Raw genomic sequence first — 20,035 nt, forward strand, 5'->3', positions numbered from 1 at the left:
TTATTTTCATTAGACGAAATGTTTAAATTGGGCTGCTTATTGCTAGCTTGACGAGCCTATGCTACACTTGCCTCAATCTTGAAATTCTCCGGAGTGAGCTAAATATGGGAGGGAAATAAAATGGAGTTTAAGCTGAATCAAATAGACGAGTTTACCGCTAAAGAGTGGCTTCATTTAACTATTGAACGGATAAAAGTATTTGTGGTTGAACAGCATTGTCCCTATCAAGAAATCGATGACGAAGATAGCCAAGCCTATCATCTGCGCCTGATAGATGGTCAACAGTTGGTTGCCTATACGCGCATTTTGGCCGATAAAGAGCCGATTCGCTTTGGCCGTGTTTTAGTAACCGCACCTTATCGGGGCCATAGATATGGCCAAGCGATTGTACAGGAGACGATTGATACAATTGCCAGATTATTTCCCGAACAAGCCACTATTGAAATTTCAGCCCAGCAATATTTAATTGATTTTTATCAATCTTTTGGCTTTAAACCCATTTCCCAAGTTTACTTAGAAGATGATATCCCCCATCTTGATATGCGGTTAGATCTGCTCGATTAGAAGGTATTCTATAGTAATAAGGAATTTCCTTGAATATTTGGGCGGATTCGATTAAATTATAAGCAGAAAAGGGGGGCGACCAATGAAGAAACTATTCCTAGCGATGCTCATTTGTTGTGGTTTATTCATGGTGAATCAGGAAATACATTTAGATAGCATCATTGCCTCCTTTACCGCCCAAGCCGTAGAGACCCAAGCCACTGTTGTAGTGGGCCAAGATCAGGCAATAGACTTTGAGACAATTGAGTTCGACCAAGCGATTGAAGCTGAACAACTTTTGACCGATTTATCCGAAATTTCGACGGCTCAATTAGGTCGATCCACCCAAAAATTAACTTATCTAGATCAATCAGGTCAAAGGCAGACGTTAAATTTAGCTGTTTGGGTCCTTCAGCCGATTAATTTAGAAGACCTTTATGGTCTTGAAAATCAGATTAATGATTATATGGCCAGCTTTGAAGATCAGCCATTAATTCTAAACTTCGAAGGCTGGTTAGATCAAGAAAGATTAAACCAATTGGTGAACCAGCAAATGAAAGCAGGCACTTATTTGTCTGCTATCACTTTTCGCATTGATCATCAGCTGAATTATACATACTATCCAGATGGCCGGGTCGATGTTACCCTGGAGATTGATAAGTATAACCATCATAATTGGCAGGAAGAGCAAGCAGTCAATCAATATGTTCAAGATGTCATCGACCAATTGTCACTCAGCCGTGATCAATTTACTGATGAGGAAATGGTTCGTCAGGTTCACGATTATATTATTCATCATGCAGCGTATGCGACACCGAATGATTCCGAGTATTTAGTGGGCGGATCAAGTTCAGCCGATGTCGATACGATTGCCGGGATTTCAATTCATTCACCTTACGCCATTATTCAAGAAGGACGTGGGGTGTGCCAAGCCTATGCGGCCCTGTTTCAGAAATTCTGTGATTATTTAGAAATTCCTTGTGTCTTTGTGTTGGGTCAGCGGGATAATGATGGCTTGGAAACCCATGCTTGGAATAAAGTGATGATTGACGGTCAATGGTACAATATTGATCTGACTTGGGATGATCCGATTATTGGTCAAGAAAGCAATGACTTAATTTCTGGCGGTGAGCGCGATCAATATTATTTAAAGAGTGATGCGACTTTTCAAGTAGACCATCAGTTTGAGACCGGACTAGAGTTTCCATCACCGGCTGATTACGAACAATATTAAAATAAATATATATCTGTGAAGAAACTGGCTTGTAGCTTATCTTGATTGTGTTAAGATAAATTTTGCTTAGCAAAGAAAGGGGCGGTCATTTGGACTGGATTATATTATTACAAATTTTTACCATTAACTTAGTATACATTGTTATTAATACCCTCCGTTTACTCCTAACGATGAAGGGTTACCGTCGCATTGCGCCCTTGATTTCGATTGCTGAGGTAGTTGTTTATACCACCGGCTTATCGCTAGTAATGCAATATATTTCGCAACCGATTTACTTAATGGTCTATGCTTTAGGTTTTGGGGTCGGTATTTATATCGGCATCTTGTTGGAAGACCGTCTGGCCCTGGGGTATTCAGTGATTCAAGTCTTTACCAGTAAGACCGATGTCCATTTACCGCAACAATTGCGTGCCTTGGGTTATGGGGTTACCGAGCAACCCGGTTATGGTCGAGATGGCGAACGTACTGTGCTAACAATCTTGACGCCACGTAAGAATGAGACCACTCTATCGAAGACGATTGATGAATTAAGTGAGAAAGCTTTTTATATTTCTTATAGTGCTAAATACGTTAATGGTGGTTTTTGGACCAAGCGTATTAATAAGACTCAGATTGAAGAATCAGAAACCCTTATTAGAGATCATGAATTAGAGAAGACGGTGGAGGAGGAACTTGCCTTACATTCAGATGAGTTCCAGACCCAACGGGCAGATCATGATCAAGTTGAACCGACTGTTGATAATTCAGAGAAATAAAGTTATTCCTTGAACAAATAAAAAATTACGAATCTGGCAACTAGCAAGCGACCGGCCTACAAAGCTTTGGCTTTTCCGACCTAGCTCCCTAACTACTGTCTGGGTGTTTAGTCTCCTAAGCAGTGGTTAGGGTGTTTTTTTATGAACCTATTTTTAATTTTTCGATCTTTTCATCGGTACAAGAACTTGTTTCCAGCCAGATAATAAAATTTTCTTTTGTTTCTCTGCTTAAATTTCTAGTTTTATCCAATTTTAACCGCTGTTCTGCCTCGTTTTTTTGGCTTAATAACAGGCTTTCTCCTGGGGGTCAATGCATATTGCTCGCAATCGCTGACTATTCCTAGTAAGATATACCTATACTCAGAAAGGAGAAATTCAAATGAAAAAATCATTAAAGAAATTTGCCTTAATTAGTATGTCGACCTTAACTTTAGCTGGGGTAGCTCCTGTCAGCTCAATCTTCGCTCAAGATGCAAGCAGTGAAGAAACCAGTGAAGTAGCTGAATCTGAAGAAGTTTCAGAAGGTGAAATGAGTGAAGAAAGCGAAAAAGAAGCAAGTGCTTTACAGAAAGCTTTAGAAGAAGCCGTTGCAAGCTTTCAAGAGAAGTATCCGGACGTTCAATTAACCGGTGCTAAAATTAAACCGTTAGAAGAAAAAGAAGAGATGGAAGAAGCTGAAACTGACTCCGCAGAAAGTGAAGCCAGTGAAGATACTTCTGCTGAAGAGGAATCAGAAGCTGAATCTGCATCGGAAGGTTCTGAAGAAAGCTCAGCTGAAGAATCCGCTGATGCTGAAATGATGGAAGAAGAGAAAGCCTTCGAAATCTCATTAGAAGGTGAAGATGCTTCAGGAGAAGTCAAAGCTGCCTATGATAGTAGTACAGGGGAAGAACTTCCAGAAGAAGAAACAGATCTGATGGGTGAAGCAGAATCAATGGTGGATGAAGCTTCAGAAGCTGGCGATGCCGCAGTTGAAGAAGCGGGTTCAATAGCTGATTCTGTATTAGAAGGAGAAGACTCTGAAGCTGAATCTGAAACTGCTGAAGGCGAAAGTTCAGAAGAAGCTCCTAATTATATTGATTTTGCTAGCCTTAAACCTTTAGATGAAATTACCAAGGCAGCCGAAGAAAAAGCTGGATTCGGTAAAGCTTTAGAATATGAATTGACTTTCGATGAAAATGACCCTGCCTTAGTGGTATGGATTGTCAAAGTCGTTGAAAATGAAGAAACACCTGAAGAAGGTAAACAAGCCGAAGTGACCATCGATGCCGAAAGTGGTGAAGTTATCAAAGCTGAAGGCGACTTAGCCGAAGAAGGTAGCGCACCCGCAGGAGAAGCTGCTGACGAAGAAAAACCGGCTGAAGACGCTACCGAAGGAGAAAGCGCAGAGGAAGAATCTTCTGAAGAAGGCTCTGAAGGTGAAGAATCTGAAAGTGAGTCTGGCGAAGAAAGTGAATCTGAAGCTGAATCTGTTGAAGAAACCACAGTTAGTGAATAACCATCGGTGTAAATAATATAGACTTATCCTCCAAGATCAAAGCCAATTAAATATTTATTACATAAATTCAGAGTCCACAGATAAGATTTGTGGGCTCTTTTTGCTTTGATAGTTTATCATCGGCTGATGAAATGGTATGATAGAGCTAATTAAGGAGGGAGTGTCCCATGGATTCAGGAAATTTTTTCATTAAATTTCAGGAATTTCTGAAAGAGAATGGCAAGGACTTTGAGGATATCGATGAGGCTTTGAATGCCTTTGTTAGCCAATTAGAGGATTTTGGGGAAATCAGCGAAGAACAAAAAAGACAAATAGATTCGCTGGAATTACTTGAAAAAGCGATCTTAGAAAATAATAGGAAAAAACGGGGAAAGTATTTCAAGCAAGCCTTAGAACTCTGGCCGGACAATATTGATGCTAAAGTCCATTTACTTGAGTTCGCCAACCCTTTTGAATATGTGAAAGGACTGGAAGAGATTTGGCAAATCGAGACGGCCAAAGAACTTTATCTACGTCCAGATCCTGAATATGATTTATATCGTGGGGTGTTCTGGAGTTTCGCTCGTCATTATGGTTTTACTCTTTTTACCTACGGAATGTTGGCTGAAGCCCAAGAAATTTATGAATATATTTATCAAATCATGGGGATTAATATTCCGGATGCTGTATACGAACTCTTAACGATTTATAGTTTGAGACAGCTTTGGGGTCCGGCGATGGAACTCTATTCAAACATCGGTCCGCTTCAGGAAATTGATTTAGCCATTGTTCCCCTCTTGATTTTAGCCATTCTTTCACGTAAGCATGGTGAAGCCCAAATTTTAAATTCACGGTTAGAGAAAGTCTCCACGAACTTGGATAATTTTATTGAAGCTGAGACAGGTTTATTCGATGAAGACCTTGTTTTGATGATGGTCAATGAATATGAAAACTCTGGACAGCCCAATTCCATGCACAGTGTCGGCTTTGCCTTGTTCCCATTTATGAACTATTTAAATAGTATGGAATATGTGAGTGATTGGTTAGCGAATGATCGAATCAACAAATTCTTTAATCCGGATGCTAAAGTAATCCCAGTGACCTTCAACCGGGAGCCAAAAATCAAGAAAAAACCTCAATCAAAATCCCAGCATGACAATGCCTTATATTCTCCAATTTTTGAAGGCTTGCAAGTACGCCAGGTAAATATCTTGATGGACCATGGTTTTAAAGAAGCCGCAGACTTTGCTAAAGTTCCTGCAGATGATATTGCGACAATCCCTAATATTGGCCCCAAGACTATGTGGACCTTAAGACAAAATGGTGTTAAATTCTTAGATGATTAAGGTCAAATAGCAACATGAAAAAGCGTAGAGGCTAGATATTACTTTGAAGATATCTAACCTTTACGCTTATTTTTTCGCGCTTATTTGGACAAAACAGAATGATTATCCATTTTAGCAACAATAGGGGGCAATTTGTTAAGGAACCCAGTCAATTTAATAGCTCATATGTCAGTCAATTTAATAGCTCATATGGATATCCGCAGGGGTATCCTGGTTGAACTGACTTTGGTAGAGTTCAGCATAGAAGCCACCCTTAGCCAGTAACTCTTCATGAGTGCCGTGTTCAGTAATATTCCCCTCCTGCATGACTAAGATTAAGTCGGCATTCCGAATCGTAGAAAGGCGATGGGCAATCACGAAGGAGGTCCGTCCTTCCATGACCTTATCCATGGCTTCTTGAATCAGCTGTTCCAGCCGGGTATCGACCGAAGACGTGGCTTCATCGAGAATCAAGATATCCGGATCAGCAATTACTGCTCGAGCAATGGTCATTAATTGCTTTTGCCCGAGTGAAATATTGTTGGCTTCTTCATTGATTTCCATATCATAGCCATTCGGTAAGGTCTTGATAAAGTGACTCACATTGGCAATATCGGCCGCTTCTTTAATCTCATAATCTTCGGCCGCTAAATTACCGAAACGAATATTTTCTTTGACGGTATCGGTGTAGAGCCAGGCGTCTTGTAGAACCATGCCGAAGTGCCGGCGTAAGTTTTGCCGACTGACCAGTTTGGTATCAACGCCATCAATCCGAATCGATCCACCATCAATATCGTAGAATCGCATCAACAAGTTAATCAGGGTGGTCTTACCCGCTCCAGTCGGGCCGACCACAGCGACCATTTCCCCTGGATTGACCTTAAAGGAAATATCTTTCATTAAAGGTTTGGCCGGGTCATAGCCAAAGCGCACATGGTCGAAAATAACTTCGCCACGAACTTGTTTAGGTAGTTCTTGGCGAATCTTAGCTTGACTTTCTTCGGGTTCATCTAAGAAGTCGAAGACCCGGTGGCTGGCAGCGACGGCACTTTGTAGGATGCTAGATAATTGGGTAATCATCTGAATCGGTTGATTAATCTGCCATACATATTGGACGAAGGCTTGCAAGTTTCCGACGGATAAACTGCCGGCCAAGACTTGAAAGGCGCCGACCAAGGCGACAATAATATAAGAAAAGTTAGAAATCAAGTTTAAAGACGGGAACATTAAGGCAGAAAGGAAACTCGCCTTAAAGCCATGGTCACGGAGCGAAGCATTGCGCCGAATAAATTCTTCAATTGATTCCTCTTGCTTGCCGTAAACTTTAATCTCAGTAAAGCCACTCAATTGTTCTTGGGTGAAACCAAAGAGATGGCCCAAGGCATTAGCTTGTTTCTCAAAGGCGGGTTGGGAAATTTTCAGTAAATATTTGGCTGCCCAATAGGTCACTGGAATTGACAGAATTAAGATCAAAGCTAATTTCCAGTGCAGGAATAGCATCATAATAATAGCAAAGCTAATGGCTAAGACGGCATTGACTAATTGAATGAAACTTTGTTGCAAGGCGTTAGAAATCGCATCGACATCATTGGTCATCCGCGATAAGATGTCGCCAATCTGTTGTGAGTCGAAGAAGGCAACAGGCAGGCGATGGACTTTCTTAGAAATATCATTACGTAAGTCATAAATCGCACCTTGAACCACGTTAGTCAACCAGTATTGACCTAAGTATTGAGAACAGTGGAAGAACATCCCGCGAACAAAATACAGGACACAGACCCATCCAATGTAATCATAGTTGATGCCAGCTCCCGGTAATTCTTTGGAGATGGCAATAATATTGGCGGTTAGTTCAGTAATCGCTAGGCCCAGTACCACGGGTTCAACTGCTGAAGCAGCCGTCATCACTACAGTGGCCACCATGGCCCCAACGAATTGGAATTTGTAAGGCTTCATATATTGCCAGATACGCTTAAAGTTTGGATTCAGACTCATATTTCAAGTTCCTCCTTACTTAATTGAGATGAGGCAATTTCGTAATACAGGGGTGAGCTGGCTAAGAGTTCTTTATGGGTACCTTTGGCTGCAATTTCGCCTTTATCTAAGACAATAATTTGATCAGCATGCATAATCGTACCCACCCGTTGGGCGACGATAATCGTCGTTGCGTGTTGGGTTTCTTCTTTTAAGGCGGCCCGGACTTTGGCATCCGTCTTATAATCTAATGCTGAGAAGGAATCGTCAAAGATATAAATTTCTCGGTCTTTAATAATGGAACGAGCAATCGATAAGCGTTGCTTCTGCCCACCGGAAAGGTTGGTGCCCCCTTCAGCCAGCTCGGTTTGGAACTTGGTTTCTAACCGTTCAATAAATTCCCGAGCTTGAGAAATATCAGTGGCATGGGCCATTTCAAATTCATCGGCATCCGCTTTACCATAGCGCAAGTTATCGGCAATCTTCCCGGTAAAGAGGAGCGCCTTTTGTGGAGTAAAGCCAATTTTGCCCCGTAAGCTATCGAGCTTGTAGTCACGGACATCAAAGCCATCTACTAGGATTTGTCCCTTAGTCACATCATAGAAGCGCGGGATCAACTTGACGATGGTCGATTTGCCCGATCCGGTTGAACCGATGAAGGCAGTTGTCTGGCCAGCTTGCGATTTAAAAGAGATATTGCGTAGAACGGGTTCATCAGCATCTGGATAGACGAAGTCAACATCAATAAATTCAAGGCTGCCGAATTCTTCCGTTTCAGTCACCGGGTCTTCAGGTTCTTGGACCGAAATCGGGGTTAAGCGAATTTCTTCCAGACGACTCGCTGAGACGGAGGCCCGCGGATACATCATAAAGATATTGGCAAAAATGGTTAAAGAGAAGAGCGCCATAAAGACATATTCAACGAAAGCGACCAAGTTTCCGACCAGCAAATTACCACTAGCCACGTAGTCAGCCCCAAACCAAATAATACAAATAATGGCAAAATTTAATAAGAATGAGAAGGTTGAAGGGGTAATCGCCATCAGTTTAAAGAGGCGTCCGGTCTTTTGCCGATAAGACTGATTAACTTTTTCTAATCGTTCATTTTGAAATTCTTCACGGTTAAAGGCACGAATGACCCGTAAACCGGTAATGGATTCGCGCATAATCCGGTTAATCGCATCGAGGGTTGTTTGTTGTTTTTCCGAGAGGGGCTTGGTTAGCCGGGTAATTAAGATGACGATCAACAGGATAAGGGGAGCCACCGGAAAGGTGGTTAAACCTAGATTTAAAGAGGTCTGGGTAATCATAATGATAGAGAAGATAATCATCAAGGGAGCCATGAGTCCTTGTTTGAGAATCATCTCAGTAAATTGAAGCAAGACAAAAGCATCGGTCGTAATCCGGGTGGTTAACGAAGGCACCCCAATCTCTTGGAATTCATGGTGAGATAGATTTTGAATCTTGCTGAAAGCTTCATTACGGATATTCATGGTCATGGTATTAACCAGCCGACTGGCCAAGTACATCTTATAAGATCGAGCCAAGAAGGAGATTAATGATACCAAGAGCATCCAGCCAGCATATTGCCATAAGAGGCCTTCATTGCGCGGAATGATCGCCTGGTCAATCATATAGGCCAGGAAGGTGGGTAAAGCGAGGATCGAAGCAGCGACAAAACAGGTACAAATAAAAATTAAAAAAATGTCGCCGGCAAAGACCTTCACATGCCGCCAAATAAAGTTCATATAGTTCCATCCTTTCTTCTAAAATAATGTCTTTCTGAATTCTATTATGCCTGTTTATTGATAAACACGCAAAGGAAAATTACACAGCAATCCCCCTCTAATGAGTCTGGTTTAAATATTATTGTAGCTTAACCGTTTTCAATACGTTATAATGAAGAAAGAACATGTATGAGGAGGAAACACTCAATGAAAAAAGCTTTAAAATCATTTGTATCTTTGCTAGCGGTGGCTAGTTTGTTGCCAGTCAGCGTGCTTGCTCAAGAAGCTGAAGACTTCAAGGCAATCGTAATTACTGACGTGGGTGGGGTTGACGACAAATCATTCAACCAAGGTGCTTGGGAAGGTCTAAAAGCCTGGGGAGAAGAGAACGGGAAAGAAGAAGGTACTGATTATACCTATCTACAATCTAACTCTGATTCTGACTACATCACTAACTTGAATACAGCGATCCAAGGTCAATTCGATATTACCTTTGCCATTGGTTTCAAATTAGCGCCAGCTATCGAAGAAATGGCTAAACAATATCCTGACAATCATTTTGCGATTGTTGACTCTGTAGTAGATTTACCAAACGTGGCTTCACTTACCTTTAAAGATAATGAAGCAGCTTTCTTAGCAGGTGTGGCTGCAGCTAAGACCACCCAAACTAAAAAAGTTGGCTTTATCGGTGGGGTTGAAGGGGAAGTTATCGACCGCTTCGAAGCAGGTTTCGTTGCTGGGGTTAAAGAAGTAGACCCTGAAATCGAAATCGATGTTAAATACGCAGGTAGCTTTAATGATGCAACTAAAGGTAAGACCATTGCTTCTGCCATGTATGCCAATGACATTGATGTGATCTTCCACGCTTCTGGGGGTACTGGAAATGGCTTATTCGCTGAAGCAAAAGACTTAGTTAAAGCCGATCCAGAACGCCAAATCTGGGCGATTGGTGTTGACTTAGACCAATCTGCTGAAGGTGTGGTTGACGTGAATGGTGAAGAACGTAATATCGTCCTAACTTCTACTTTGAAGAATACCGGCGCTGCGGTTAAAGACTTCTCTAACGCCATGATGAAAGATGGCTTTAAAGGTGGCGTCATCCAATCTGATATCGCTAACGGTGGGGTTGGTTTAGCAGAAGGTCAATTAAGTGAAGAAATTCTTAAATTAGTGGAAGAATACAAGGCTAAGATTGCTTCTGGCGAACTTGTTATTCCTGAAGTACCCGGAGAAGAACTTCAAAAAGGCGAAGCCAAAGAAGAATCTAAAGATGATGAATCTAAAGATGAAGAAACTCAAGCAGCTGAAAATCAAGAATTAAGCGAAGAAACATCAGCTGAATAGTTTATATATATTATATAAGCTGAGTAATAAGCAGACAGGCTAAGGAGAGAATTCTCTGAGGCCTGGCTGTTTTTTGATAGTAAATTTTTACAAGAGTAGGGATTCTATTCGGGCTGTTTGAATGGTGGTTGAACCAGTTGTTCTTAGAGTTTCATTTAAGCGGTCTGTCCCTTATAATAGAATCTATTCTAGAAAAGATTGGAGTTAGCGATGATAAAAGTCGTATTTGTTTGTTTAGGAAATATATGTCGTTCGCCAATGGCCGAAGTCATCTTCCGTAGTATGGTCGAAATGCAAGGATTGGCGGATCAAATTCAAATCGATTCGGCTGCGACCAGTAACTGGGAAGCGGGCAACCCGGTTCACCCAGGTGCACGGCAACAATTAGCTCAGGTCCATCTCAGTGCCGACGGCTTAAGGTCCCGGCCCTTGGGCCAAGAAGACCAAGATGCTCAATTTATTATCGGTATGGATGATCAGAATATCAAAGATATTTATCAGATCATGTCAGGCCAAACTTCAGCCCATATTAGTAAATTGCTTTATTTCACCAGCGAAGCTCGGGATATCGCTGATCCTTATTATACCGGCGACTTTGACCAAGCTTTCGCTGATATTTTTGCTGGCTGTCAAGCTTTGTTAGAGTATATTTCTAATCAAGATTATTTTCTTAAACACGGACTGCCGTTGAAAGGACGCTAGGAGGGTGCAAGTGAGAGAGTTAGTCATGTCTACCGTTAAGCGGATCGTGATTTACCTGAGTAGTCAAGTGCTCTTGAAGGAAGATCATCACATCGATTCGCGAATGATGGAACGGCTGGCCCTAGTCGTTTCAAAATTAAGCGAACAAGGTAAGGAAGTCGTGATTGTTACCCCGGGAGCTGTACAAGTGGGCGCGCGTCAGTTAAATGTTATCGACATTCCTGATAATATCCCGGCTCAGCAAGTTCTTGCGGCGGTTGGGCAAGGGATTTTGAGCGGACATTACCAACGGCTCTTCTCCTATCATGGTTTAAATGTTGGTCAAGTTTTATTACCCCATCATTTAACTGACCAAGATTCTGACTTGAAGAATGTTCAAGTCACTTTAGAAACTTTATTATTGAATCAGATTGTCCCCATTATCCAGCAGAACATTTCGCTAGATACCAGCAGCTGGAATCCGGCAAGCCAAGAATTTGATCATCATCACTTTGCGACCTTAGTCAGTCGCTGGGTTCAAGCCGACTTATTGCTAGTAATGAGTCAGCCGGATGGTCTGTATATGGCTGATCCGCACCTAGATCCTCAGGCTCATAAAATCGATACCGTTCATAAAGTCACTCATTCAGTCAAGGAGATGGCTAAGTCCATTCAAGCGACCTGGCCCCAAGCTGAAATGGTTCAGAGTCTGCAAGCAGCAGAAATAATCTTGAAGCAGCATCAAACCATGGTACTGATTAATGGAACCGATCCGCTCAATCTGTTAAGTTTATTTCAAGGCAAAGATATCGGCACCTTATTTATTAAGAAGAAAGATTTACCCCAACATTAAACAAGCAACCCCGACCCTGGTGAAATAGGTCTCAGCTTCCACTGAGTCTAAGAACCAGCTGTCGGGTATTTTTGTCCAATTGATGAAAATGAGGGGAAAAATGGACAGCTTAGTAACATTTCTCCAAGTAAGCGAAGAATCTTGCAGAGCTCATATGATTATATAACTAAGCGTATGACGAGCAAAATTTTGTACAAAAAACGAATCAGTCACTCGGCAGGCAATGATTAGGGTCCATCTAGGACCCGCCCTTGCACGAGGACTGATTCGTTGATTAAAAAGTATAAACTGAATTTGTGAAAACAGCTTAACCTGTCAGTTTCAAATCAATTATTTGTGGATCGTTCGAATATATTTTTCGTCGATCTTATTGGCTCGCAAGATTGCTTTAATAATTTCAACAACAATAATCATTAAGAACGCGGCGCCAATGACTAAACTCCATCCTTCTACGCCAATAGGTGAAACATCGAAGAAGGTATTGATACCAGGAATTAAGATAACGGCAAAGAGTAGGATACCTGAAAGTATCGTCGCTCCATTTAAGAATTTATTGTTAAATGGATTTTGACTGAATAATGATTTGAAAATATACTTCACATTGTAAGAATGGAAGAGTTGAATTAAGCCGAGCGTGGCGAAGGCCATGGTTTCCGCCATATTAATCGCTAGATGTGAATTTACATCATAACCTAATTGACCTGAAGCATAAACATAACGACCAAACCAATAAATGAATAGGGTGATTGAGCCTTCTAAGATTCCTTGATAGATAATGCTAGGCATTACGCCAAAAGAAAGGAAAGATTGATCTTTGCTTCTTGGTGGGTGGTTCATTGAATCGACTTCAGCTGGTTCCATTCCTAAGGCAATGGCTGGGAAGACGTCAGTCACTAGGTTAATCCAGAGAATATGAACCGGTTCAAGAACTTGCCAGCCGAATAGGGTAGCTAAGAAGATAGTCATCACTTCGCCCAAGTTGGCCGATAATAAGTATTGAACCGCTTTTTGAATATTGGAGAAGACTTTACGTCCTTCTTCAACGGCGGCCACGATGGTAGCAAAGTTATCATCAGCCAGGATCATATCAGAGGCGCCCTTAGAAACTTCGGTACCCGTAATTCCCATGGCTACTCCGATATCAGCTTGTTTTAGTGATGGGGCATCGTTGACCCCATCTCCAGTCATTGAGATGGTAACATCATTGGTTTGCCAAGCTTTGATGATTCTAACCTTATGTTCAGGAGAGACCCGAGCATAGACGGATAAGTCAGTAACTTTTTGGGCTAATTCTTCATCAGATAATTCGTTTAATTCAGCCCCGGTAATCACGTGACTGGAATTGTCCTCGCCGGCTTTTAATATTCCTAACCGCTCGGCAATAGCTTGAGCGGTTACCGCATGGTCACCGGTGATCATGACCGTTCGCATACCTGCCCCCTTAGCCACTTGAATCGCTTCAGCTGCTTCGGCCCGTTCTGGGTCAATCATGCCAACCAAGCCGGCAAAGATTAAGTCTTTTTCAATCGTTTCAGTGGTTAATTCATTAGGTAACTCATCGATATATTTATACGCCCCAGCCAGAACCCGTAGGGCTTGACGAGCCATTTCATTATTCTTATCAAGAATATCTTGTTTCATCTTGTCATCAAGACTTTGTACTTCGCCATTCAGGATGATTTGGTCTGTCCGTTGTAAGAGTTGGTCAGGTGCCCCTTTGACAGCAACGACATAACGACCATCATCTAATTTATGAATCGTCGACATCAATTTACGAGCGGAGTCGAAAGGCACTTCGCCAACCCGTGGTTGGGCGCTTAAGTTCTCTTTCAAAGGATAATCTTTGTCCAAGGCGTATTGGATCATCGCCGTTTCTGTTGGATCGCCGGTAATCTTACCTTGACTGTCGACATTGGAGTCATTGGCATAAGTAATCGCCTTTAAGAGAGGCAATTCTAAGTCAATGTCTTCATCAGCTTCATGAATTTCGTTGTTATAGAAGACCTTCTCAATGGTCATTTCATTGAGGGTAAGGGTTCCGGTCTTATCCGAGGAAATCACTTGGGTCGATCCTAAAGTTTCAACGGCTGGTAGGGTACGAACCAAGGCGTTCCGTTTGGCCATGGTTTCGGTTCCAATTGAAAGAATAATAGTCGTAATTGCGGGCAGCCCTTCAGGAATTGCTGCTACAGCGAGAGAAATCGAAATTAATAAGATGGTTACGAAAGGCATTCCCTTGAAGAAGTAACCAACGACAAAGGTAATGATAGCAATGGCAATAATGACTTTGGTTAGGGTCTTGCCTAAATTCTCTTGGTCACGTTGAAGCGGAGTAACTTGCTTATCTGCTGATGATAACATCTGAGCAATATGTCCAACTTCTGTTCCCATTCCGGTCGCTGTAACAATACCTAGTCCCCGACCATAGGTCACATTGGTTGAGGAGAAGGCCATATTGTCGCGGTCACCTAAACCAACTTCTTCATCTTCCAGGGTCTCAATATCTTTGAAGACCGGCACGGATTCACCGGTTAAGGCCGCTTCTTCAATTTGTAAAGAATTTGATTCAAATAAACGAAGATCGGCAGGTACCACATTTCCCGCTTCCAGCAAGACGATATCGCCAGGCACTAATTCTTTACTATCAATCGTTCTGAATTCGCCTCTCCGGCGAACGGTAGCTTCGGGGGAAGAGAGATCTTTTAAAGCATTAATCGCTTCTTCCGCTTTAGATTCTTGGAAGACCCCCATAATGGCGTTGAGGATGACCACGACCAAGATAATAATCGCATCAGAAATTCCTTCTCCTTCAATAATACCAATGACCGCGGAAATAATCGCCGCAATTAACAGAACAATAATCATAAAGTCTTTGAACTGTTCAACAAATTTTTGGAAGAGGGTAGTGGTTTCTTCCTGATTTAATTCATTGGCGCCATATTTTTCTAAACGTGTTTTGGCTTCTTGATCACTTAAGCCTTGTTGTGGGTCTACGTCGAAATGCTCGCTGACCTGGTCAGCCGATAAGTGATGGGCCTTTATTTTTTCTTCTGACATGTTTTTCCTCCTATATGTCGTCTCCAAGGTTTCTCTGTTAAAAAAAGACCTATGCTGGACCCTTGTAAAGTATGTCTAGCATAAGTCTCACTATTTAAGTCAAGTACCAGCAGAAACCTGCTTAACGTTGTTGATACTGACGAGGATGTCCTCCAGTTACTCCCTTATGAATATTTAATTCTATGATGATTATAATCAACTTATCAGACTTAGTCAATGAAAGCTAATTATGAATTTATATTGAAGAATCCTAGCAGAATAATCCAAGTACTAGCAGGTATAGATATTTGATGATATACTTAAAAAGAAAAATATAGACAGAAGTATCAGGCATGGAGGTAACGTAAAAATGGCAACGAGAAATGGCAGAACTCGCTCTGAGCGTCACCAACGTAGAAAAGGTGGCCGATGGCGGATTGTTCTTGCAACGATTTTGTTAATCATTGGTGGTGCTTTGCTGGCGCTGAATCCGATTAAACGGATGTTAATTGAACAGGGAACCGAAGCAAGTGGTGTCGCCCACTTAACCGCCGAACAAATCAAAGAGAATAAGAAGAAAAATGTGACCTATAACTTTGACGATATTGAACAATTAGATGCAGCTTCGGTCGTTCGCGACAAATTGCTCGGTAATGCTGAAGCCAGTGAATTACCCACCATTGGTGCGATTGCGATTCCTGAGTTGGGTATGAATTTACCCATCCATATGGGGGTTTCTAATGTTGGTATGTATTTGGGGGCAGGTACGTTAGATCCCAACCAAGAGATGGGCAAGTCGAATTATCCATTAGCCAGCCACCATTCAATCGACCAAAATTTACTTTTTGCACCTTTGATGAAGGCTAAATACGGACAAAAGATTTATCTCACAGATTTAGAGAAAGTCTACGAATATACAATTGACTATATTGAACAAGTTCCTGCTGAGGCCGTCTATCTTTTAGATCCTACGGAAGAAGCGGTCGTGACTTTAATTACTTGTGATTATGGCTTAGTCGATCGGGTCGTCGTTCGCGGAACGCTTTCGGATGAAATGAAGATCCAGGATGCTGATCCCGCCGTGCTTAAAACCTTTGAGATTGACCAAACCATTGCCGGTTAATTTCATCCAAAATGTCAATATTAAACCTATCGAAGTTAATGACTTCCTGACCCTGGGAAGCGTTGACTATCGGTAGGTTTTTATTTGTTTGGATATAAATTCGTGTCGTTGATTTTGCAAGGTAAATCTATTTTAACTCAGCCAAGCTATAATCGACTTGAAAAGTTGTTTCTACGGAAATTTTGCTGAAATGATTTTAATTTTTGCTGGATGATTTTTGCCGTATGAAAGTTAAGCGTATTTGGGCCAAAATTTGGTAATTAAAATGCAAGCGATTTATAATTGTGAAAATTTGATGACCTCCTAGAGGCATATAAGATTAATTTGTGATAAATATCGGAGTTTGCCTGAATTGGGCGAAGCCTATGATAAAATATAGTTGATGAAAGCCAATATGTTAATTTGGAGGAGGATCACAATGAAAAAAATAACACGCTGGATTAATTCCATCATCTTGTTTCTATCAGTAATGTTTCCTTTAGTTCAAGTGTCAGCTCAGGAAGAAATGGTGAAATTTAATTTGGATCTTTCCTTGATTGTCGAGGGAAGTGAACCAATTACCCAGAATGAATATCGCTTCGACATCATCGAACGCAATGCTGATCAAAGTGCTTTTGAAGGAGCAGCTGTATATAAATATGATTCAACCGATCCAAATCAGCAAGCCGAAATTTATTTACCAGCCGGAGTTTATACCTTCCGCTTATATGATGGGGCAAGCGAACCTTTCCATCGCGAAGGGCAAGCCTTATCCTTGGATACCGCCCTTCAAACAGATGAAGCCGATGCTAGTGGCCAACAAATGAAGCCGACTCTAAATCAAGGAAGTTTAAACGATTGGGGTAACGGCACCTTAGTGTATGATATTAATTTTGTCGTACAGCCGGGTCCCGGATTAATTAATTCTGATACGGGTGAACAAGAAATCACCCTCCAACTCATCTTCTCTACCGAAGGGGAGGATGCATCCTCTGAAGAGACTTCCAGTGAAGAAAGTGAAAACACGACCATCGATCCGAGTGATCCGAATGCTCCAGCCGTCAGTGAGATTGAAGTCCCTTTTAAAGTTGTCGATCAAGACGGTCAAGCCGTCGAAGGAGTTCAGATCACAGTCAACGGCCAAACTCTAACCACGGATGAGAATGGTGAAGCCCAAACTGGATTGGCGCCAGGAAATATGGATATTGTTATCAGCAACCTCCCCGAAGGTTATACCGGCGGTGGGGCTTATAATCCGATTGCCTTAACAGAAGACCTGAATGGACCCATTGAATTTACTATCCAAAAAACCGAAGTTACCGCCCCAGTTATTTTTACTGCAGTTGATGAGCAGGGTCAAGGGATTGCTGGTGTGGGCATCCAATTATTAGACCATGAAGTGATGACTGATGGTCAAGGCCAAGTTCGAATCGACCAAGTTCCGGTTGGCCAACAAACTTATACCGTATCTAGTCAGCCCCAAGGCTATAGCATTGAGCCAACTACAGCTGAATTCGAAGTCTTAGCCGACCAAGAGAATACAGTTAACTTGAATTTCCAAACTGAAGTTCAAACTGGTATGGCTAGCATCCAAGTCTATGACCAATATCAGGACCCCGTAGTCGGTCTAGGGATTACCATTGCTGGGCAAGAATATCTGTCGGATAATAATGGTTTAATTGAAATTAAAGACTTGGCAGCGCAAGAGCATGCTTATCAAGTAACGACCGTTCCAACTGGCTATCAACAGCCAGACGATGGCATCATTACAGTAGAAGCTGGTGTCGAAACGGATACGACACTCAATGTGATCAAAGATGCTCAACCGGGGATCGTGCAATTGAAGATCATTGACCAAGACGATCAAGGCGTGGCCCAAGCAGAAGTCTTGGTGGAAGACCAATCTTATAGCTCAGATGATCAAGGGTTAATTGAAATTAAAGACTTGAGCCCAGGAACTTATAACTACCAACTGCTATCACTCCCTCAAGGTTATCAAGGTCAAAAAAGTGGTGTAATTACCGTTACAGAAGATCAGACGACTGAAGAAGTCTTAAAGGTAGAGCGTGACCTTGCTACTGGCCAATTTACCTTGATTGTCAAAGACCAAGACGGTCAAGCCGTCGAAGGAGCGATCGTCAGCTTGGCAGATAAATCCACTCCAACTGACAGCCAAGGTCAAGCCATCTTCTCTCAATTAACCCCAGACACCTATGACTATGAAATTCAAGTGCTCCCAGAAGGTTATGAACAAAATATTGGCAGTCAATCGATCGCGATTCGTGAGGGTGCCCAAGAGGAGAGAACGGTCACCGTGGAGAAAGTCCCAGCCAAAGGTCAATTGACGATTACTGCCTTAGACCAAGCAGATCAACCTGTGGCAGGTGTGGTCGTCAAAGTCGCCGACAAACTCATTCGTACTGACCAGGAAGGACAAGCGGTCTTGAAAGACTTGGCTCCAGACACCTATACGTATCAAATTAACCAATTCCCTCCTAAATACAGCGGGAAGGATACCGGTCAAGTAACCATCCCTGCGGGTGAAGATGCAAGCTTGCATATTTACCTGGAGAAAGAAATCAAGCCAGCCAAGGCTACTCTGACTGTTCTCGATCAAAATCAAGAACCCGTCGCTGGTGTCAGCATTCAATTTGGCGGTCTACAAGCAGAAACCAATGCCGATGGTCAAATTGTCTTTGAAGAACTAAGTCCAGGTGTCTACAATTACACGATGATCGATGTGCCGAAAGGCTACAGCTTTGAAGCAAGCAACGAACAGGCTGAATTGAAGGAAGAAGATGACTTCCAAGATAAATTCCAAATTGAAAAACTACCAGAACAAGGTAAAGTCAAAGTTCGTCTCACCGACCAGGATGGCAAAGGTATTGCTGGTGCCCGAGTGAAACTTTCCGGCAAAGAAAGTACAACCGATAAAGATGGTTATGTTGAATTCTCAGCCGTCAATGTTGGCGAAGCCAGCGTCGAAGTCTTGGAGTTGCCACAAGGTTATCAACTCGATCAGAAGACTCAGACGATAACGGTTAAACAAGACCAAACAGTCGATCTAAGCTTTACGGCCCAAGCGCCAGAAAGTCAAACCAGCGAAAGCGAGCAAGAGACGACAACCAGCTCAGCGGAAAGTACAACGAGCCAAACTAGTCAAGAAAGCACAGAAATAACGACCACGACTGAAACGCAAACGATTAAAGAAACAGAAGTCGATCCTGAACAAGAAGCGTCCATTGAATCGGAAGCGGCTCAAGCTACCCGTCAATTCGTTGATGCGAATTCAGGAATTGAAGTCTGGGTTAACCCGCAAGATGCTAAACAGGTTGTTAAATTGACCGTGGACAAACTGAAAACTTCAGACTTTGCCAGTCTAAAAGACTATGATGCGGATGTTTACCAATTAACTCTATTGGACAAGAATAACCAAGCTGTTGACTTGACCAAGATAGCGGAAGTGAAGATTCCGACCCGTCCAGTCAATAGCCAGATTAAAGTCTTACGCTTGGATCAAGATCAACTGTCAAGCCTAACCTTCGCCTTACAAAATCGTCGCGTGACTTATCGCACCCAAAAACTAGGCAACTTTGCCGTTACTTATGGCAACAAAGCCCAAGCCAGTGGAACAGAAGAAAGCACCACCACTGAGAAATCACAGAATGTCCAAGTCGATAAGGAAAAGAGTGTTGAGAAGAAAGGGGACTTACCAGGAACAGGTGAGCAAACTCAGACCATGATAGTGATTCTTGCCTTAGCCCTATTACTCGGTGCGGCTTATCTCTTCGTCCGTCACAATCGCAGTCAGAAGGATGACAGGCAAGAATAATTAGCAAGAATAAAGAACAAAGCAAGATGTGAAACTATTAAAATTCAGCTGAAACTTTATTAAAACCAGATTTGGCTTGAAGCAATAACTATTCGACCTTGAATGCGTATCATTTTACCGAAAAAATGAATATTAGCTGCAAAAATAATTAA

12 protein-coding genes and 1 pseudogene are annotated in these 20,035 nt (G+C 42.1%); 10 read left to right on the forward strand and 3 right to left on the reverse strand.

From position 1 onward, the window contains the following. The first annotated feature begins 120 nt into the window (after positions 1-120). From BMX34_RS07245 to BMX34_RS07265, 5 genes and pseudogenes are all read left to right on the forward strand, one after another. The gene (locus BMX34_RS07245; RefSeq protein WP_092572268.1) at positions 121-564 is read left to right on the forward strand and encodes a GNAT family N-acetyltransferase; all 444 of its coding nucleotides are present in this window, start codon (positions 121-123) and stop codon (positions 562-564) included. Between the two features lie 82 nt (positions 565-646). After that, positions 647-1,777: a transglutaminase domain-containing protein gene (locus BMX34_RS07250; protein ID WP_092572270.1), complete on the forward strand. Its 1,131-nt coding sequence runs from the start codon at positions 647-649 to the stop codon at positions 1,775-1,777. Between the two features lie 89 nt (positions 1,778-1,866). After that, positions 1,867-2,382: pseudogene (locus tag BMX34_RS07255) on the forward strand (DUF2179 domain-containing protein); the annotation flags it as partial. Positions 2,383-2,911: 529 nt separating this feature from the next. Beyond that, positions 2,912-4,030, forward strand: a complete 1,119-nt coding sequence (locus tag BMX34_RS07260; protein ID WP_092572274.1) for a PepSY domain-containing protein — start codon at positions 2,912-2,914, stop codon at positions 4,028-4,030. Between the two features lie 167 nt (positions 4,031-4,197). Beyond that, positions 4,198-5,355, forward strand: a complete 1,158-nt coding sequence (locus BMX34_RS07265) for a tetratricopeptide repeat protein (RefSeq protein ID WP_092572276.1) — start codon at positions 4,198-4,200, stop codon at positions 5,353-5,355. 177 nt (positions 5,356-5,532) lie between these two features. Here the strand turns inward: BMX34_RS07265 and BMX34_RS07270 are convergent, their stop codons facing one another. Continuing rightward, complete coding sequence (locus tag BMX34_RS07270) at positions 5,533-7,329, reverse strand: ABC transporter ATP-binding protein (RefSeq protein WP_092572278.1); 1,797 nt, start codon at positions 7,327-7,329, stop codon at positions 5,533-5,535. After that, complete coding sequence (locus BMX34_RS07275; RefSeq protein WP_092572280.1) at positions 7,326-9,056, reverse strand: ABC transporter ATP-binding protein; 1,731 nt, start codon at positions 9,054-9,056, stop codon at positions 7,326-7,328. The genes BMX34_RS07270 and BMX34_RS07275 overlap by 4 nt, the downstream gene beginning before the upstream one ends. Positions 9,057-9,242: 186 nt before the next feature. Between BMX34_RS07275 and BMX34_RS07280 the strand changes: the two genes are divergently transcribed. The 3 genes from BMX34_RS07280 (at position 9,243) to BMX34_RS07290 (ending at position 11,913) form a co-directional block, all read left to right on the forward strand. After that, on the forward strand, positions 9,243-10,379 hold the full coding sequence (locus BMX34_RS07280; RefSeq protein WP_092572282.1) for a BMP family lipoprotein: 1,137 nt from the start codon (positions 9,243-9,245) through the stop codon (positions 10,377-10,379). Between the two features lie 210 nt (positions 10,380-10,589). Continuing rightward, positions 10,590-11,081 (forward strand): low molecular weight protein-tyrosine-phosphatase, encoded by a 492-nt coding sequence (locus BMX34_RS07285; RefSeq protein WP_092572284.1) that lies wholly within the window; start codon positions 10,590-10,592, stop codon positions 11,079-11,081. Positions 11,082-11,091: 10 nt separating this feature from the next. Then, positions 11,092-11,913: an amino acid kinase family protein gene (locus BMX34_RS07290; RefSeq protein ID WP_092572286.1), complete on the forward strand. Its 822-nt coding sequence runs from the start codon at positions 11,092-11,094 to the stop codon at positions 11,911-11,913. 330 nt (positions 11,914-12,243) lie between these two features. On the opposite strand, the gene BMX34_RS07295 is transcribed toward BMX34_RS07290, so the two are convergent. Then, positions 12,244-14,970, reverse strand: coding sequence for a cation-translocating P-type ATPase (locus tag BMX34_RS07295; RefSeq protein WP_092572288.1), 2,727 nt, complete (start codon positions 14,968-14,970; stop codon positions 12,244-12,246). Between the two features lie 349 nt (positions 14,971-15,319). Here BMX34_RS07295 and BMX34_RS07300 point away from each other — a divergent pair, with 349 nt between their 5' ends. Next, complete coding sequence (locus BMX34_RS07300) at positions 15,320-16,072, forward strand: class A sortase (protein ID WP_092572290.1); 753 nt, start codon at positions 15,320-15,322, stop codon at positions 16,070-16,072. Between the two features lie 418 nt (positions 16,073-16,490). Beyond that, positions 16,491-19,883: a SpaA isopeptide-forming pilin-related protein gene (locus tag BMX34_RS07305; RefSeq protein WP_159428890.1), complete on the forward strand. Its 3,393-nt coding sequence runs from the start codon at positions 16,491-16,493 to the stop codon at positions 19,881-19,883. Positions 19,884-20,035 lie beyond the last annotated feature (152 nt).

Origin of the sequence: Ignavigranum ruoffiae (assembly GCF_900110675.1) — a bacterium.
GTDB lineage: Bacteria > Bacillota > Bacilli > Lactobacillales > Aerococcaceae > Ignavigranum > Ignavigranum ruoffiae.

Excerpts from the sequence above, each read along its gene's own strand:
- BMX34_RS07245 (WP_092572268.1), top strand. The coding sequence starts at position 121 with ATGGAGTTTAAGCTGAATCAAATAGACGAGTTTACCGCTAAAGAGTGG.
- BMX34_RS07250 (WP_092572270.1), top strand. The coding sequence starts at position 647 with ATGAAGAAACTATTCCTAGCGATGCTCATTTGTTGTGGTTTATTCATG.
- BMX34_RS07260 (WP_092572274.1), top strand. The coding sequence starts at position 2,912 with ATGAAAAAATCATTAAAGAAATTTGCCTTAATTAGTATGTCGACCTTA.
- BMX34_RS07265 (WP_092572276.1), top strand. The coding sequence starts at position 4,198 with ATGGATTCAGGAAATTTTTTCATTAAATTTCAGGAATTTCTGAAAGAG.
- BMX34_RS07270 (WP_092572278.1), bottom strand. The coding sequence starts at position 7,329 with ATGAGTCTGAATCCAAACTTTAAGCGTATCTGGCAATATATGAAGCCT.
- BMX34_RS07275 (WP_092572280.1), bottom strand. The coding sequence starts at position 9,056 with ATGAACTTTATTTGGCGGCATGTGAAGGTCTTTGCCGGCGACATTTTT.
- BMX34_RS07280 (WP_092572282.1), top strand. The coding sequence starts at position 9,243 with ATGAAAAAAGCTTTAAAATCATTTGTATCTTTGCTAGCGGTGGCTAGT.
- BMX34_RS07285 (WP_092572284.1), top strand. The coding sequence starts at position 10,590 with ATGATAAAAGTCGTATTTGTTTGTTTAGGAAATATATGTCGTTCGCCA.
- BMX34_RS07295 (WP_092572288.1), bottom strand. The coding sequence starts at position 14,970 with ATGTCAGAAGAAAAAATAAAGGCCCATCACTTATCGGCTGACCAGGTC.
- BMX34_RS07300 (WP_092572290.1), top strand. The coding sequence starts at position 15,320 with ATGGCAACGAGAAATGGCAGAACTCGCTCTGAGCGTCACCAACGTAGA.
- BMX34_RS07305 (WP_159428890.1), top strand. The coding sequence starts at position 16,491 with ATGAAAAAAATAACACGCTGGATTAATTCCATCATCTTGTTTCTATCA.